The organism is Chryseobacterium aquifrigidense, from assembly GCF_006716485.1.
Classification (GTDB): Bacteria; Bacteroidota; Bacteroidia; order Flavobacteriales; family Weeksellaceae; genus Chryseobacterium; species Chryseobacterium vietnamense.
The window spans coordinates 2250796-2266841 of the sequence record NZ_VFPD01000001.1 but is presented as its reverse complement, the minus strand read 5'-3'; the positions used below and the strand labels follow the sequence as shown (position 1 = coordinate 2266841).

Annotated in this window: 12 protein-coding genes; 4 read left to right on the top strand and 8 right to left on the bottom strand. The window is 36.8% G+C overall.

The features are described 5' to 3' along the window. The first annotated feature begins 123 nt into the window (after nucleotides 1-123). On the top strand, nucleotides 124-924 hold the full coding sequence (locus FB551_RS10165; RefSeq protein ID WP_047433703.1) for a patatin-like phospholipase family protein: 801 nt from the start codon (nucleotides 124-126) through the stop codon (nucleotides 922-924). Nucleotides 925-1047: 123 nt separating this feature from the next. On the opposite strand, the gene FB551_RS10160 is transcribed toward FB551_RS10165, so the two are convergent. Continuing rightward, nucleotides 1048-1485 (bottom strand): hypothetical protein, encoded by a 438-nt coding sequence (locus FB551_RS10160; RefSeq protein WP_142017207.1) that lies wholly within the window; start codon nucleotides 1483-1485, stop codon nucleotides 1048-1050. A 443-nt stretch (nucleotides 1486-1928) separates the two neighbouring features. On the opposite strand from FB551_RS10160, the gene FB551_RS10155 reads away from it, so the two are divergent. Then, a complete protein-coding gene (locus FB551_RS10155) occupies nucleotides 1929-3866 on the top strand; it encodes an SPFH domain-containing protein (RefSeq protein WP_142017205.1) in 1938 nt (645 codons plus the stop codon). A gap of 74 nt (nucleotides 3867-3940) precedes the next feature. Here the strand turns inward: FB551_RS10155 and FB551_RS10150 are convergent, their stop codons facing one another. The 4 genes from FB551_RS10150 to FB551_RS10135 all read right to left on the bottom strand — a co-directional run bounded on the left by FB551_RS10150 (nucleotide 3941) and on the right by FB551_RS10135 (nucleotide 7365). After that, complete coding sequence (locus FB551_RS10150) at nucleotides 3941-4636, bottom strand: ABC transporter ATP-binding protein (protein WP_047433701.1); 696 nt, start codon at nucleotides 4634-4636, stop codon at nucleotides 3941-3943. An 81-nt stretch (nucleotides 4637-4717) separates the two neighbouring features. Then, nucleotides 4718-5278 (bottom strand): hypothetical protein, encoded by a 561-nt coding sequence (locus FB551_RS10145; protein ID WP_047433700.1) that lies wholly within the window; start codon nucleotides 5276-5278, stop codon nucleotides 4718-4720. A 343-nt stretch (nucleotides 5279-5621) separates the two neighbouring features. Further along, nucleotides 5622-6311 carry a LytR/AlgR family response regulator transcription factor gene (locus FB551_RS10140; protein ID WP_142017203.1) on the bottom strand — a complete coding sequence of 230 codons (690 nt, stop codon included), beginning with the start codon at nucleotides 6309-6311 and terminating at the stop codon, nucleotides 5622-5624. Beyond that, the gene (locus tag FB551_RS10135; protein WP_226798666.1) at nucleotides 6304-7365 is read right to left on the bottom strand and encodes a sensor histidine kinase; all 1062 of its coding nucleotides are present in this window, start codon (nucleotides 7363-7365) and stop codon (nucleotides 6304-6306) included. Before FB551_RS10135 ends, FB551_RS10140 begins: the two co-directional genes overlap by 8 nt. A gap of 184 nt (nucleotides 7366-7549) precedes the next feature. Between FB551_RS10135 and FB551_RS10130 the strand changes: the two genes are divergently transcribed. Then, nucleotides 7550-8665 carry an acyltransferase family protein gene (locus FB551_RS10130; protein ID WP_142017199.1) on the top strand — a complete coding sequence of 372 codons (1116 nt, stop codon included), beginning with the start codon at nucleotides 7550-7552 and terminating at the stop codon, nucleotides 8663-8665. A gap of 270 nt (nucleotides 8666-8935) precedes the next feature. Here FB551_RS10130 and FB551_RS10125 read toward each other — a convergent pair whose 3' ends face one another. After that, nucleotides 8936-9973: a serine hydrolase domain-containing protein gene (locus FB551_RS10125; protein WP_142017197.1), complete on the bottom strand. Its 1038-nt coding sequence runs from the start codon at nucleotides 9971-9973 to the stop codon at nucleotides 8936-8938. A gap of 282 nt (nucleotides 9974-10255) precedes the next feature. Between FB551_RS10125 and FB551_RS10120 the strand changes: the two genes are divergently transcribed. Then, the gene (locus tag FB551_RS10120; protein WP_142017195.1) at nucleotides 10256-10777 is read left to right on the top strand and encodes a DUF305 domain-containing protein; all 522 of its coding nucleotides are present in this window, start codon (nucleotides 10256-10258) and stop codon (nucleotides 10775-10777) included. A gap of 283 nt (nucleotides 10778-11060) precedes the next feature. Here the strand turns inward: FB551_RS10120 and FB551_RS10115 are convergent, their stop codons facing one another. Further along, on the bottom strand, nucleotides 11061-12524 hold the full coding sequence (locus FB551_RS10115) for a RagB/SusD family nutrient uptake outer membrane protein (protein WP_142017193.1): 1464 nt from the start codon (nucleotides 12522-12524) through the stop codon (nucleotides 11061-11063). A gap of 9 nt (nucleotides 12525-12533) precedes the next feature. Next, entirely contained in the window at nucleotides 12534-15488 is a 2955-nt protein-coding gene (locus tag FB551_RS10110; protein WP_142017189.1) for a SusC/RagA family TonB-linked outer membrane protein, read from the bottom strand. Nucleotides 15489-16046: the final 558 nt, after the last annotated feature.

Sequence of the window (16046 nt, the reverse complement as noted above, 5' to 3'; positions counted from 1 at the left end):
TCTTAGAAGACTTCGGCTAAAGTTTTAGCTTATATACCGCAGATTTTATTAAAATAATTTTAAAATCACCATATTTATAAAAATTAACTTAATTATTTCAGACTGTTTTCTTACATTTATTCAATGAATTTTGAGAGAGTAGGACTTGTTTTATCAGGAGGCGGTACCAAAGGAATCGCTCATGCAGGAGTTTTAAAATTCTTACAGGAAAAAGGTATTGAGATAGATATCCTTTCCTGCTGCAGCGCAGGATCTATCGTAGGCTGCCTTCATGCCATCGGAAAAACTCCGGATGAAATTCTGGAATTTTTCAATTCTGTGTATTTCTTCAATTGGAAACACTTTACTTTCAACCAACCGGGACTTGTGTCTTCAGTGATTTTCAGGAATTATCTGAAACCTATTTTTCACGAAATGAAATTAGGCGATCTTGATATCGAAGTGAAAATTGTAGCGACCGAATTGGTTGCCGGAACCCAGAAGATTTTTGACAAAGATTTCGAGATTGTAGATGCCATTATTGCGTCATGTTCCATTCCGGGAATTACCACTCCTTATATCATTGGAGACGAAATGTATTGTGACGGTGGCGTACTGAATAACTTTCCTGCAGATATCATCAGAGATGATTGCGATAAGCTGATCGGGGTATTTGTATCTCCGCCCAATGAAGCAAAGATTAAGGATCTGAACTCTATTAAAGCAATCGTTTCCCGTTCTTATGATCTTCTTTCCTACAGAATAGAAAAGATAAAATTTGACTATTGTGACTGGTTTATTTCTTCCCAGAAACTGTCTTCCTACGGAACTTTTGAACGTAGAAAAGACCGCTTGGAAGAAATTTTCAATATCGGTTACAAAGCAGCTAAAGAAAGCTACGAAGAAAGTACATTTTTTACAGAATTAAGACAATCCGGAACATAAAAAATCCTGCATCAATAGGCAGGATTTCATTTTTTATCTGGAGGAAATGATTATCACTTATAAGCTAAATTATCAAAGACAACTTTGATCTTCTCTCATCCAGCTTCCAGCCTTTACTTCATTCTAATTTTTCACTACATACCCGTCCTGGCGAACGATTTCACGGTCGTTAGCATCATTTACAACCAAAGTATAAGGTGCTTTTTTCGGAGAATCTGTAAGGTAATTTCTCCAGATCTGATAGCTGTGTCCCTCATTATTGAAGTTGATGTAATAGTTGCCTCCGCTACCATCAGGAATCAGCTCACCATCGCTGATGATCATACTTGGTTTTGCTGTAATCTTTGTGTTGGCATTCCATGATTGATAAAGGTACTTACCATTGGGTTGTTTATCAATTCTGATTTTAAACTTTTTCGTTTTAATAATGACAGTCTTCGGGACCTGTTGAAAGGCAGAAGCCGTTATAAAACCATCGGTTTTCGGATTCGGAACTTCTTTGGCATTAACAAAAGAAAACTGAGCCAGACAAAAAGTTCCTAATAAAATTTGCTTTATCATATGAAGTGGTTATTGGTTAACATTTTAGATTCTATCAAATATAACGCCATTTTTCAATTTAGAAAATAAATATATAATGCTGAAAATTAGATTTTTACAACTCCTGAATACCCGTTTTTAGAAAATAATGATGCTGATTTTCAACTGATTATTATTTAATTGGTAAAATATTGTCAGATTCTGAAGCAACCGATTACTTTTCTTATGTACATTTGTATCAACAAAAGGATCTCGTTCCTTTATGATCAAAATGAAACTAATTAACTTTAAGTTTTTCCTATTAAAAGTATCAGAAATCATCTTCACGATTTTTAATACATCTCCTCCTATAATTTCTTAATTTTTTCGAAAGAATTATCATAATTCATACTCTGCTTTTTCATATTCTGAATAGCAGAGCGCAATCCCTGTTTTAAAATTTAATCAAAAAACAAAAACAAACTATGGAATTAAGTTTTCATGGCTGGATGGTTCCGGCCGTACTTGCACTGTTGTGCGTACTTTTTTACAAATTCATTTTAAGAATTTTCTTTGGATTGATCATTGTTCCCCAGGACAAAATTGGTTTGGTGACCAAAAAATTTGTGTTGGTAGGAAAGCAGGAACTTCCGGAAGGACGAATTATCGCAACCAACGGTGAAGCAGGTTTTCAGGCCCAGACATTAGCTCCGGGTGTTTATTTTGGAAAATGGATCTGGCAGTATTCCATCGATTTTCAATCTTTTACCGTGATTCCGACCGGAAAAATAGGCTTGTTGCTTGCAAAAGATGGTATAGAACTGGAAACCGGAAGAATTTTAGCCAGAAAAGTGGACTGTGATTCTTTTCAGGATGCAGAAGCCTTTTTAAAAAACGGAGGCAGAAAAGGCCGTCAGACCGCGATTATTGCACCGGGATCTTACAGGATCAATACCTTATTGTTTGAAATAGAATTAACGGATATGACTCAGATTCCTGATAATGCAGTCGGAATTATCACAACAATGGAAGGAAGTCCTCTGGAAGAAGGTCAGATTGCAGGTAAAATTATCAATGATCATAATAAGTTTCAGGATGTGGACACTTTTTTAAATAACGGAGGATATAAAGGCCTACAGGAACAGGTAATCCTTGCAGGGTCTTATTTTCTGAATCCCTGGTTTACGAAAGTTGAAATGGTAAAAATGACGGAAATTCCGATCGGCCATGTTGGTGTAATCATCAGTTATGTTGGAGAAGAAGGAAAAGACCTCAGCGGAGTAGATTTTAAACATGGAAATATTGTAGAGAAAGGCCATAAAGGGGTCTGGGCGGAACCCATTGGCCCAGGAAAATATCCTATTAATCCTTATATTATGAAAGTTGAGCTTGTTCCAACCACCAATTTGGTCCTGAACTGGGCATACGAAAGAAGTGAATCCCACCAGCTTGATAAGAACCTTTCAACCATTACGGTACGAAGTAAAGATGGTTTCCCTTTCAATCTTGATGTTTCGCAAATCATTCATATCCCAACTTATGAAGCTCCAAAAGTAATCGCCCGTTTTGGGAATATGATCAATCTTGTCAGTCAGGTTTTAGAGCCAACCATTGGAAACTATTTCAGAAACTCAGCCCAGGACAGTGATGTGATTGCATTTTTAGGAACCCGAAAAGAAAGACAACAGTCGGCCAAAGACCATATCAGCAGTGTTTTGGAACAGTATAATGTGAACGCTGTTGATACGCTGATAGGAGCGATTGTACCACCGGAAAGTTTAATGAAGACCTTAACAGACAGAAAACTGGCGGAAGAGCAGAAAATAACTTATGAAACGGAAATGCTGGCTCAGGAAACCCGTCAGGCGCTGGAAAAAGAAACGGCTGTTGCTGATATGCAGAAAGAAATTGTAAAAGCAGATCAGGGCGTTGTGATTGCAGAAAGAATAGCAGATGCATCGGTGAAAAAAGCAACCGGAGACGCCAATTCTGTAAGATTGCAGGCCAACGCAGAAGGAGACAGACTGAAGCTGCTGGCAACCGGCGAGGCTGAGAAAACAAGACTTCTTGCCAAAGCCGAAGCCGAAAAAATAGAATTGCTGGCCAAAGCAGATGCTGAGCAGATTTCATTAACTGGTAATGCGGAAGCCGAAAGAATTCTGGCCATTGGTAAATCGAATGCGGAATCTTACAAATTATCTGTAGAAGCAATGGGTGGAAATAATTTTACCCAATTAAAAATCATGGAAAATATAGCCAGCCAGAATGTAAGAATAATGCCTGAAGTATTAATCGGAGGAGGTGGAGATTCAGCGAATGGAGGAATCAGTGGGCTTTTAGGACTTCAGCTGTTGGAACAGGTGCAAAAGAAAAATGTGGAGACAGTTTCTGCAACGGAAGAAAAAACAGATAATAATTCTTAAATTATAGAAAATAGAGGCATATTATTAAGAATTGAAAGACGCCCGAAAAATATTTTCGGGCGTCTTTCAATTCTTTATGCGGTATAACTTGCAAAAGCATCTTCAAGGCTTTCAAATTTTCCTTTAAACTCATCAATAGGGCAGTCCTGAAGAATATTTCCTTTATGGATAAGAATGACTCTTGAGCACAGCGCTTCCACTTCCTGCATGATGTGAGTTGATAGTAAAACCGTTTTTTGCTGTCCGATTTCTTTCACCACATTACGGATTTCAATGATCTGATTAGGATCCAGACCATTGGTAGGTTCATCCAGAATCAGTAAATCCGGCTGATGAATAATAGCCTGTGCAAGGCCAACACGTTGTTTATATCCTTTGGACAACTGCCCGATTTTTTTAGATTTTTCAGGAGTGATGCCTACCAGTTCGATCACTTCATCTACTCTGGATTCAGAGATTTTGTGGATATTGGCAACAAACTGAAGGTATTCTTTCACATACATTTCCAGATAAAGTGGATTATTTTCAGGAAGAAAACCAATTTTCTTTTTGCTTTCGATCTCATGATCAGCAATATTCATCCCATTGAAAATAATTTCTCCCTGGTCAATTTTCAGTGCACCGACAATAGATTTCATCAGGGTAGATTTTCCGGCACCGTTCGGGCCAAGAAGACCAATGATCTCATTTTTATCAATAGAAATGTTGATGTTGTCAAGGGCAGTCTGTTCACCAAATTTTTTGGTTAAATTGATTATCTGAAGCGGCATAAGTTTTACGATCTTTCTGCAAAAATAAAATAAAAAAACTCATTCTATTGAATGAGTTTTGCAATATTTATAAAAATATAATTATTTTCTTGATTTTTTCTTGGCTCCGCCTGATGCAGGAGTCGCTGTAGAGGCTGTACTTCCGTTTCCTTTATTCAATGCCGGGTTTACAGAAGCGGGTTTGTCATACATGGCATATTTTCCATTGGTTCTTCCAAAAATTTTATCCACCTGTTTTTGGGTTAAAAACTGTGATTTTCCAATGTATTTTCGGTTCTTGTTGATCACCTGAATAAACTGCATGGTTTGCTGCCCGTAGTTCTTTTCATAATGAAGTTCTATGATATCATTAGGCAGTTCCAATACAACATTTTCTTCCGGAGTGGAAACAAAACCATCCATAATAAGTTTATATAATCCTGCCACGTCACCATTAAGGTTCTGGAATGAAAAAGATCGGATGGTATTCAGGTTGCTGGTGTTCAGATCCTGGTAGTTAACTGTAAATTTATCTTCCTTTTTATATAGACCAACGGAATTATCTTTACCAATTTCCACCAAACTTTCATTTTTCAACACTTTGATCTGTGAGAAAACAGAAATACCGAACATACATGTAATAAGTAGAATTATTTTTCTCATGGAATGAATTTTAATGTTTTATAACTTGGTGCACATAAATTTACTCATAAAAAAGCTAAAAAGCAATTTTAATTCGTTAAAGCAAAAGTAACACTTTTTTTTAATATTTATAAGAGATCGTCTGCTGATACTATGGACTTCATTGTTTATATAAAGGATTGTGAATCATCAGTTTGTTTCCCTTTTATGAAAGTGCTGTGATTTCAGTATAAACCATCTTTTTAATTCTTAATCTGTTGTAAGATATTGATAAACAGATTGTATGAAGTCTAAGTCTGCGCGGATTTAAAATTAATTTAAAATAAATGTTAAAAATGTACTTTTGTGAATTAATATAAAAGAATTATAACAGTTTATTTTTAGAAAAGGCTGCTACAAAGATATCGAACTCCTTTTTGTAACTTCTTCCCACAGGAATCTGATATTTATTGACAACCAATTCATTATTACTAAAAGCAGTCACAAAAGAAGTATTAATGATAAAAGATCTGTGAATTCTTATAAAGCCTTTACCAGAGAGAATTTTCTCCAAATCTGTGATTTTATTTTTTGCTGTAAAACTTTCCTGTGTGAGCACAACTTTGATATCATTTCCCTGGCTCTCAAAATATACGATTTCCGAAACGGAAAGCTTTCTGTGCATTCCTTCTGTTTTAACAAGGATGAAATCCTCTTTAGCCGCTGTATTTCTCAAAAGGCGTTCCACGGCTTTGAAAAAACGTTCAAAAGTAATCGGTTTAAGGAGATAATCCACCGCTTCAAGTTCAAACCCCTCAATAGCAAAATCCCGATAGGCTGTGGTGAAAATAGTTTTGGGTTTTTGTGGCAACGACTTCAGAAAATCAATTCCATTGAGATGGGGCATCTGAATATCAAGAAACATCAGATCAACAGATTGATTTTGCAGAATTTTATAAGCCTCTATTGCATTTTGGGCTTTTCCTGTAAGCTTGAGATGATCAATTTTTGAGATATGATTTTCCAGTAATGCTGCTGCTAAAGGTTCATCATCCACAATAATACAGTTAATCATAATGAGAAGGCGTTGTTATTTCAACTTTAAAAATATTGTTTTCCTGTGAGATCCGAAAGATAAAATGTTCCTGATAATGATATTGAAGCTGTCTTTTTATGTTTTGCAGTCCTATTCCTTTTTCATTGTTCGTCTGGTGGTCTGAAAACGTATTTTCAATGGTAAAAACAGAATGCTGCTGATTGGTTTCGATTGCAATTTTTATTTCTGTGGTTGCGAAGTTATTTCCAGCACCATGTTTGAAAGCATTTTCTACCAAAGTAAGATACAGCAGCGGAGGAATAGTGTTGTGAGAATTTATCTTGCTAAATTTCTGAATTCTTAACCTCTCTTCATGATATCTGAGGCTTTCCAAAGCGATATAATGATCAATAATTTCCAATTCATCAGAAACCTGCACCCATTTTTTCTGCCCTTTGTATAAAATATAATCCAGAATATCTGAAAGCTGGCTGATTGATTGAGATGTTTTATCAGAATGACTGATGGACAGAGAATAAATATTATTCAGAGTATTAAAGAGAAAGTGAGGATTGAGCTGGGATTTGAGAGATTGCAGTTCAAGTTCCATCTTTTCCTTCTGCAGTTTGATGCTATGTTCTTTTTCATCCTTATACCGTATGATAAACATGATTGAGATAAAGATAAAGGCACCGCTGATAATCGGAAAGGTATAATGAAGCAGCAGGTAAGGAATATCTGTGAAAATTTCAAAAGGGGTGTCTTTCAGTTCATTGATGAAGAGAGGCTCAGCAATATAAACGATAAAAAACCGGTTAATGACAGAAATAATATAAAGGCTGAGAAAAATAGACAGTATTAATTCGATATACTTTTTCTGATCAAAAAAATGACGGATCAGAACAAAATAAATAAAATTGGCTCCGGCAATCTGGAAAATCCAGTGGCAAAAATTATAAATAATCAATCCTTTGGAAACTTCATTATTATATTCTCCATACATTTTTACCGTTCCGAATAAAAATAAAGCCGTCCAGAAGAGCAGCTGGAAGTATAGATTGTGTCTGATCTGAGTTTCTGACGTGGTTTTCATCATCATCAAAAATAGAAAATCTTATGGAACATCAGAGAAATGTTATGTCAACACCTTTAAAATCATGACAGATTACATCATTCACAGGTTCAACTGCATATTCAGCTATCGATACCGAATAAGATGCTGTCTGGATTCTATATCTGCAGGAAGGCTAAAATTTACCAACATTTGCAGAAAAAAAATGACAGAACGTTCCGAAAGACTTTACGGATTAGACCATTTGAGAGCTATCGCTATTTTGCTTGTGTTAATGTATCATTACCGTGCATTTAAACATCCTGACTGGATTGACGTTATCGGGAGATTTGGCTGGACGGGAGTGGATCTGTTTTTTGTTTTAAGCGGCTTCCTGATCTCCGGTCAGTTGTTTACAGAAATAAAAAATACAGGTAAGATCAGTCTGAAAATATTTTATATAAAACGTTTTTTCAGGATTTTTCCTTCCTATTTTTTTACGCTTTTCCTCTACTTTACATTTCCTTTTTTCAGGGAAAGGGAGGCTTTATCTCCGGTATGGAAGTTTGTTACCTTTACCCAAAACTATGGACTGGATGTAATCAACCGGGGAACATTTTCCCATGCATGGTCATTGTGTATCGAGGAACAATTTTATCTCATTTTACCATTGTTCCTTTTCATCGTAATGCCGACAAAACTGTTTAAATATATGGCTGTTCTGATGATTGTTGTCATTGGATTTTCTATTGCAGCAAGGCTTATGGCGTGGAATGAATTTATTGCAGCAGCAGATACTTCTTCCACAGATTTCTGGAAATTATGGTATATGAAAATATATTATCCTACACATACGAGGCTGGATGGATTGGGAATAGGTATTTTGATCGGGTACTTGATGCAATATTCTTCAGGGTTTAATAAAATGGTGCATAATAGGGGAAACATATTTTTCTTTTTGGGAATTATCCTTTTGGGAATTTCTTTCTGGGTATGCTACGAACAGGCCTCAAAAACAGCTTCCATATTTGGCTTTACACTGGTTGCCATCAGTTATGGATTGATTCTTATGGCAGCAGTTTCTCAATCATCTTTCCTATATCGTTCGAAATCGTATCTTACTGCTCAGCTGGCTGCTTTATCTTATGCTGTTTACCTTTCACATAAAGGAATTATTCACATGGTACAGGAGGGTTTTGAATATTTTAAACTTGAAACTTCAGATAATATAAGTCTTATGGTTTGTCTTTTTGCCTGTATACTTGGAGGCTTATTTTACAGATTTTTAATAGAAAAACCTTTTTCTATGATTAAAGCGAAGGTTTTGAAAAGAAATGTATAATATCTACCATATTCAGTATAGACTTTCAAAAATTAAAAAAGTATTATCCCATTATCCTTTCTAAAAATCTTTAATTTTTTTGTGCCTTAAAAAAATGCAGGATTAAAAGACTTGCGCCTTTGCGTTTTCCAACTAAACTTTTTTTATTTATGTTTTTTGGAAAATCGCAAAGGCGCAAAATATTATTATAAAGTTGTTATAAGGCGCAAAGATTTTATCTCCGATAAAATTTAATAATGCTTATTTCAAATACTTTATATGACAAATTTTTTATTTAGCTGTAATTGCTTTCAGAACTGCATTCTTTATTGCGGCTTCTTTGAAACTCCAGTATTCACTCTTTTCAGGCATCTGATTTTCAAGAATAATAAGGGTAGTATCTGTGGAGGGAAAGTAAGTGTTAAGACAGGTGAAACCATCACCAAGGCCTGTCACTGCATAATAATCCAGCCCTGCTTCTTTAATAAATCTCACGTTATATCCGAACCCCATACTTTCTTTTCCGAATACATTGTGCTGAGAAGTTGTAGAAGGGGTCAGCATCAGCTTTTGAAATTCAGGAGAGAGAAGTTTCCCTTTAAATAATGCCTGATCCCATTTTGCAAGATCCTGCACCGTGGAAATGATGCCTGCAGCAGGGGCTATCTTATCATTCAGAAAAGACTCTGTCACTTTTTTAAACTGATTGTTTTCGTTCATATAACCGGGAACATGGGACAGCCTGTTCTTTGTATTGTAAACAAAAGTCTGATCCATTTTCAGCTTTTTGAACAGAGAATGGGCCAGTTCTAGGAAGCTTTTTCCGGTTGTGTTTTTTAGGATTTCTCCCAGCATCATATAAGAAAGGTTGCCATATTTGAACTGGGAACCGGCCTTGAAAGCTGCGGGTTTCTCCAGATTGGTAATCCCATGCGTGTGGTTCAGCAGATGATGTACAGTAACGGTATCAGCCCAGGTTTGGGTAAGAGTAGGTAGGTATTTTTTGATAGGCGTATGAAGATTCAGTTTTCCCTGTTCCGCAGCCTGCAAAATTAAAATAGCGGTAACCTGTTTGGAATTTGACATGATTTCAAAATGATCATCAGTTCGTAAAGGGATTTTATTTTCGAAATCTTTATAACCGTTAGCTTTCAGATAGTGTACTTTTCCTTTTTGAGCCACCAAAACAACACCATTGAACTGTATAGGACTGGATGCGGTGATAATACTGTCGATTTTATAAGTGTAAGCGTTTTGTTTCTGAGCTGCTGCAGTAATAGACAACACTATAGAAAATACACCTGTGAAAAATAGTTTTGCGTTGGTCATTATTTATTTTTTATTGCTGAAATTGAGTGATAAATAGTAAAAAATATGCTCATCGAAATCATTTTATGAATGGGATATTTTAAAAATTTAAGATCCCAAATATATCTTTTTCTTTGAACTGTACAAGTAAATATTTCGTCAATTAATATGAGTGTAAGCATAAACCTGTCAGATAAATACCCTTATTTTTATAGGTCATTTTGATTTTTATATGAAGTAACACTTCAAAATACTGATGGCAATCTATTCAGAAATGTTAATAATCAATTAAATTTCTTTGTTATGGAAAATAGAGAACATAATCACGGAATCGTTTCTTCCGGAGAAGTTGAAAAACATTCAAAACATTCTTCCTCTCCAATGTACGGACAATTTGTGTTGATGGCTTTAGTGATGTTTTGTGCGATGTATATACTGATGTATGCTATGATAGACAGCCTGAAAAATCTTATTTCCAATATTAATAACCTGTATATGGCTCTGTTAATGACTTCAGTGATGCTTCTCATTGAATTATGGATCATGCGGAAAATGTATACGAGCAGAGCAATAAATTGGGCTATAGTGGTAATTGCCATAGCATCAGGTATTTTTTCCTGGTTCGGAATCAGGGAACAGATGAATGTAGATGACAGGCAGTTTGTAAAAAGTATGATTCCTCATCATGCTGCAGCTATTTTAATGGCTGAAAAGGCACATCTCACCGATCCGCAGCTGATTACCCTGCAGAAGAATATTCTTAAGACCCAATCCGAAGAGATCAAGCTGATGAAGCATAAACTCAGAGAATTTGAAAAGAGGTAGGGCACGAGTGGATTGTAATATGGAAAATTCTCTTGTTTGTAACGCAAAGCTTCTTTTAACTCTTTTCCGGTTTGTAAGATAGCAAAGATGGTATCAATTGTATGATTCTTTCTAAGCGCAAGTAGCATTAGCTTCATCTGCGGCTTTGTCGCTTGCTTTTCTTTCTTTAATGATTATTTTAAATAATAGAACGTTTTGTAATGATCAATAAAAAGGCATCATTTACTTGTAAATGATGCCTCGTCACTGAATATATTTGAATGTAAAATTGTTTTTCGTTTATCTACTCATTCTGCTTGATTTGTGGGTTATTATTAATTTCTTTATTAGGAATCTGAAACCTGAATTTATCAGGGGTCAGATTAAATCGTCCAAAAGTATGATTCGTTCCGGTGTAAACTCTTTCTAACGGAGTGTTTAATCTTTTCATATCAAACCAGGCATAGCCTTCACCCCAGAGTTCTATTCTCTTTTGCAGGACAATTTCATTGATCAGCTCGCTGCCCGATTTTATTGACAGTGTATAAGCCTGATCTCTTTTTGAAGTAATGTCAAACAATACCTGTCTGGCCTCCGTCTCTCTTCCTTGTCTCGCAAGGGCTTCGGCTTGGATATAATACAATGAGGATGCTCTGATGTAAATATAATCTCCTTCAAAAAGCGTAGGATCTTTAAACTTCCAACTTACATAAGGCGGATAATTTTTTGTTTTTCCATTAAAGGTATAAGTAGCAGCCTGACTTCCGTTGAATACTTTCTTACGGTAATCCGTTGCCGGAATAGCTTCATAAAGTCTTTTGTCTATCAGCTTACGGATCTGTGCTGCTCCCGCATATCCTTCATTGGTATTATCAAACATGGAAAAGAAAGATGCGTAATAATTTCCGATACTCATCGTGGAAATCGTATTATGAAAACCCCATATTACCTCAGTATTATTGATGTTGGAAAATCCGGTGTTGGTATAATCATCTTCGGTCATAAGGGCAATTCCCTGTTTACTTTCCTGAGCGTATTGGGCTGCTTTGATATAATCTCCTGTTTCCAGAAATACTTCAGATGCAATAGCTTTAGCAGTTCTTTGGTCTATCTGGGCTCTGGACGGTCGGGCATACGTATCCAGAAGCGAAATAGATTCTTCTATGTCTTTTTTGATTTGTGAATAAACCTCAGCAACAGATGATCTCGGAAGTCCCTGGCTTGGGTTAGCTGCTGTAAGAACCAATGGAAGTCCGGGCTCAGACTGGTGGCCGTTATAATCATTGGCGTAGAAACGAACCAGATAAAAGTAGGAGTAAGCTCTTAAAGCGAGCAGCTGTCCTGCAATCGCTCTGTTTTTTGCATTGGCATTTTTATCCAGACTATCCAGCAATTTATTGATCACAAATATTCTTGCATAAAAAGTGGTCCACACAATTTCAGAAGCAATATTGCTGGCATTGGTAGCTTCATAATTATAAAACATACCCAGATGCTGGTTGGTAGACTGGATCACATCATTAGACATCAGGTCGGCACCCGCTTTGATGCCCATAATTCCGAAATCTGAGTGAACGGTAGTACCGCCAGCACCATTGCTGCGAAGATCAAGATAGACGCCACCCAGGATTTTTTCCGGGCTGTTGGCATCATTATTTAATTGTTCACCGGAAATGTCTCCTTCCGGCAATGTATTGAGATCATTGGCACAGCTGGTAGCCAAAAAACTTATGGCTGCCGCTGTTATAAAGTATTTTATTGTGTTCATTCCTGTTTTTTAAAAATTAAGTTTAAACCCTAAAGAGACGCTCGACAACAGAGAATATCGGTACGAATCAGAAACTCCTGTCAGCGAAGCTCTCGGATCATAACCTTTTCTCTTGGACCATAGGTACAGATTGTTTCCTGTCACATAGATTTTCAGACCAGATAAACCTGCCTGTTGTGCAAACCCGTCAGGAAGCTGATAGGAGAGGGTTACATCCTGAAGGCTGATATAATCTGATTTGATCAGATACAGCGTTGAATTTCCGTTCTGGTTCGTAGCCGTAAGATCTACCCTAGGCAAGGCAGCCGTTGGATTTTCCGGAGTCCATGTTTTATCCAGATCCGTTGAATAGTTAGAACCATAGCTGTCAGAATGGAATAAACTTCTGTAGATATCATCATAGCCATATCCTCCAAACTGGTAAGCAAAATTCACTGCAAGATTAAATCTTTTATAGCTGAAATCTGTCCCGAATCCTCCATATACCTTTGGAATAGCAGACTTTCCGGTATTGTAATCAGTAGCTTCCTTATAATTATTGGTTACCGTTCTTTCTTCCTGTTTAGTGGTAGGATTGATCGTTGTACGATACCATAAAGCATCACCATTCTCAGGATTCACTCCTGCAAATTCTTTCAGGAAATAGGTATAGCGGTCTCCACCTTCTGTCAGGATAAATAAACCTGAAACAAGCCCTGTATTTCTCTGTTCGGCCGGTAATCTCGTAATCTTATTTTTGTAATGAGTGGCATTCGCATAAAAACTCCACTGGAACTCATCTCCGCGAAGGATATCCACACTTAGATTAGCCTGAACACCTCTGTTGGTCATATCTCCGATGTTTCCGTATTTCACATACGAACCTGCATTGGATGGAGGAAGAGGAAGCGTATAAATCATATCCGAAACTTTCCTTTCAAAATAATCAGCATTCAGGTTAATTCTGTTTTTTAAAAGGGAAATTTCAAAACCGGCATTCAGATTTTTGGATGTTTCCCATTTTAAATCCTTATTCCCTTGTTTTTTTAATGATAGAACAGGTTTGTCATTCCCGAAATTATTGATTCCATAGATATCCTGATAAGCATAATAGTCTCTGTTAGAGCCTCCTAAAAGGATGTTGTCATTTCCCTGCTGGCCGTAAGAAGCTTTTAATTTTAAAGAATTAATAATGCTGTTGTCCTTAAGAAAATCTTCCTTTGCGATATTCCAGGCGAGTCCCAGCCCATAGAAATTTCCCCATCTGCTTTCCGGGGAAAATACAGAAGAACCGTCTCTACGGATATTGGCATTGAAGAAATATTTACCGTCGTAATTATACAAGAGCCTTGTGAAATACCCTTCTACAGCATATTCGTAACCGCTTCCTGATAAACCTGTAATTTTTACGGCATTATCAAAAGCTTGTGAGTCAGGTAATAAAAGCTGCTGTTTTGATCCCGAGAATCCATCATCTTTGATCTTATTCAGTTCATGTCCTACAAGGAGATTGAAGCTGTGGTTCCCCAGCTTTTTCTGATAGGTAAGCAACTGCTGATGGTTCAGTGTATATTTAAAATTGGAGCTTTGCGAAATAGTTCCTCCCACAGAAGATGAAGTTCCTCCTTCCGTATTTCCGAACTGAAGGTTTCTTGTATTTTCAAGGTAGGCTCCAAAATTATAGGTAAAATCCAGTCCTTTGATGATTTCATAATTTAAACCAAGATTAAGATTGGACACATTACTTACGATCTGTGATTTATTCTTCTGAAGGTTACCCACAGGGTTTTCAAATACGGCATAAGATCTTGTAGCACCGTTAGGTCCCTGGCCGTCTCCATAGTCGTATAAGGCATTGCCGTAGCTGTCATAAAGCCTCTGATAGTTATTGTCCCTTAAGAAAACTGGGTAAAAAGGAGCTATATTTCTGGCAAACTGGAAAGGGTTGGAAAAACCTCCCGTCTCCCCGAAATCCTGCTTACTGTACGTATAGGATAGCGCACTGGTCAATTTCAGTTTTGAAGTGATGGAATAGTCTATATTAGACCTGATCCCGAACCTTTCAAAACCTGAAGAGATCAAATATCCTTTATCATCCAGATAATTAAGGGAAGTATAGGATTTTACCTGATCACCGTTAGCATTGATTCCCACTGTTGCTTCTCTTCTCAGGGCAGGTCTGAAAAGCAGTTTCTTCCAGTCGTCCTGATACAAAAGCTTAGCGTCAGGATTGAAAGAACCATCCTTTGAAATCAGCTGATTGAAAGCTACATTATAGACATTATATCCCAGTTTGGTCAATGCAGCCAGTCCCACATCGTGTGGCGAAGGGCCGGAAGGAACTGCTCCCGGTTGTTTCAGCCTTGCAATTTCACCGATTTTTGCTCTGTTATAATAAGCCGTATAATAATCCTGAGGAGACGTGTAGACCGAATAATCTTCAATAGACCTGAAGTTGACACCCGTTTTTACATCGGCCTCAATACTTATTCCTTTGCTTTTTCCCCTTTTGGTATTCACAATAATCACCCCATTGGCACCTCTGGAACCATACAAAGCATTCGAAGAAGCATCCTCAAGAAAAGAAATACTTTCAATGTCCGATGCGGCAATACTGTTCAGGTTTCCGCTGTACGGAATACCATCCAGTACAATCAGAGGGTCGCTGGATGCATTGATAGAGCCAATTCCTCTCATTCTGATAGTAGGCTGGGAACCCGGCTGGCCGGAAGAAATTACCTGTACTCCCGCTACTTTTCCTCCAATTCCCTGAAGAATATTTCCGTTTTGAAGATTAGAAAGATCCTTAGCCTTCAACGACTGTACAGATCCTGTAATCTCTTCTTTTTTCTGCTTTCCAAAAGCCACCACCACTACTTCTTTGATGGAGGTTTCTTGGGAAAGACTGTCTTTGCTTTGGGCAAAACCATATTCCGCGAACAGGAGTAAGGCCAATACACCAAGCTTGCATTGTTTCTTTTTCATTATATTAATCTAGGTTTAAACTGAATTGTATATTACTGCTGATCTCCTGTTAAAAAATATAACTTTCCGCCTCCTTTTTCAGGGAGGTTATAAAAAACGGATAGTAAAATTACAGGAGATGTACCCGGATGAAAGAAGCCTTGAACTCTCTGGCTTTAATTCCTACAGTAATGAATGTATCTCTTAAAAGTTAGCACATCATCATCATGCACATCATATCAAAGCACATGTCTTGAGAAATACAGTGGTGCTGTGAACAGGCAGGCTTTCCATAACACATTTGTTGTGCAGGAACGGTCGCCATAAAGGTGCATAGGTAAGAATTAAAGGTATTCTTATTCATGAGAATAGAGTTTATTTTTTTTAACTGGGTCAAAATTATTTAATAATTGACAAACCCAGGTAAAAGACAGGTATGAGATAAATCATATTAACCTACTAATTTAGTAGACTAATTGATTTTTATCAAATAGAGTTAGTTTATTTATTTGTAAATCAACTGGTTGTATTGTTGTGTGAAATGTTAAAAAAATGATAAAAAAGTTATACTTCAAACAG

What these genes read in the sequence shown, in the direction of transcription:
- FB551_RS10165 (WP_047433703.1), top strand. Translation starts at nt 124, where the DNA reads ATGAATTTTGAGAGAGTAGGACTTGTTTTATCAGGAGGCGGTACCAAA.
- FB551_RS10160 (WP_142017207.1), bottom strand. Translation starts at nt 1,485, where the DNA reads ATGATAAAGCAAATTTTATTAGGAACTTTTTGTCTGGCTCAGTTTTCT.
- FB551_RS10155 (WP_142017205.1), top strand. Translation starts at nt 1,929, where the DNA reads ATGGAATTAAGTTTTCATGGCTGGATGGTTCCGGCCGTACTTGCACTG.
- FB551_RS10150 (WP_047433701.1), bottom strand. Translation starts at nt 4,636, where the DNA reads ATGCCGCTTCAGATAATCAATTTAACCAAAAAATTTGGTGAACAGACT.
- FB551_RS10145 (WP_047433700.1), bottom strand. Translation starts at nt 5,278, where the DNA reads ATGAGAAAAATAATTCTACTTATTACATGTATGTTCGGTATTTCTGTT.
- FB551_RS10140 (WP_142017203.1), bottom strand. Translation starts at nt 6,311, where the DNA reads ATGATTAACTGTATTATTGTGGATGATGAACCTTTAGCAGCAGCATTA.
- FB551_RS10135 (WP_226798666.1), bottom strand. Translation starts at nt 7,365, where the DNA reads ATGAAAACCACGTCAGAAACTCAGATCAGACACAATCTATACTTCCAG.
- FB551_RS10130 (WP_142017199.1), top strand. Translation starts at nt 7,550, where the DNA reads ATGACAGAACGTTCCGAAAGACTTTACGGATTAGACCATTTGAGAGCT.
- FB551_RS10125 (WP_142017197.1), bottom strand. Translation starts at nt 9,973, where the DNA reads ATGACCAACGCAAAACTATTTTTCACAGGTGTATTTTCTATAGTGTTG.
- FB551_RS10120 (WP_142017195.1), top strand. Translation starts at nt 10,256, where the DNA reads ATGGAAAATAGAGAACATAATCACGGAATCGTTTCTTCCGGAGAAGTT.
- FB551_RS10115 (WP_142017193.1), bottom strand. Translation starts at nt 12,524, where the DNA reads ATGAACACAATAAAATACTTTATAACAGCGGCAGCCATAAGTTTTTTG.
- FB551_RS10110 (WP_142017189.1), bottom strand. Translation starts at nt 15,488, where the DNA reads ATGAAAAAGAAACAATGCAAGCTTGGTGTATTGGCCTTACTCCTGTTC.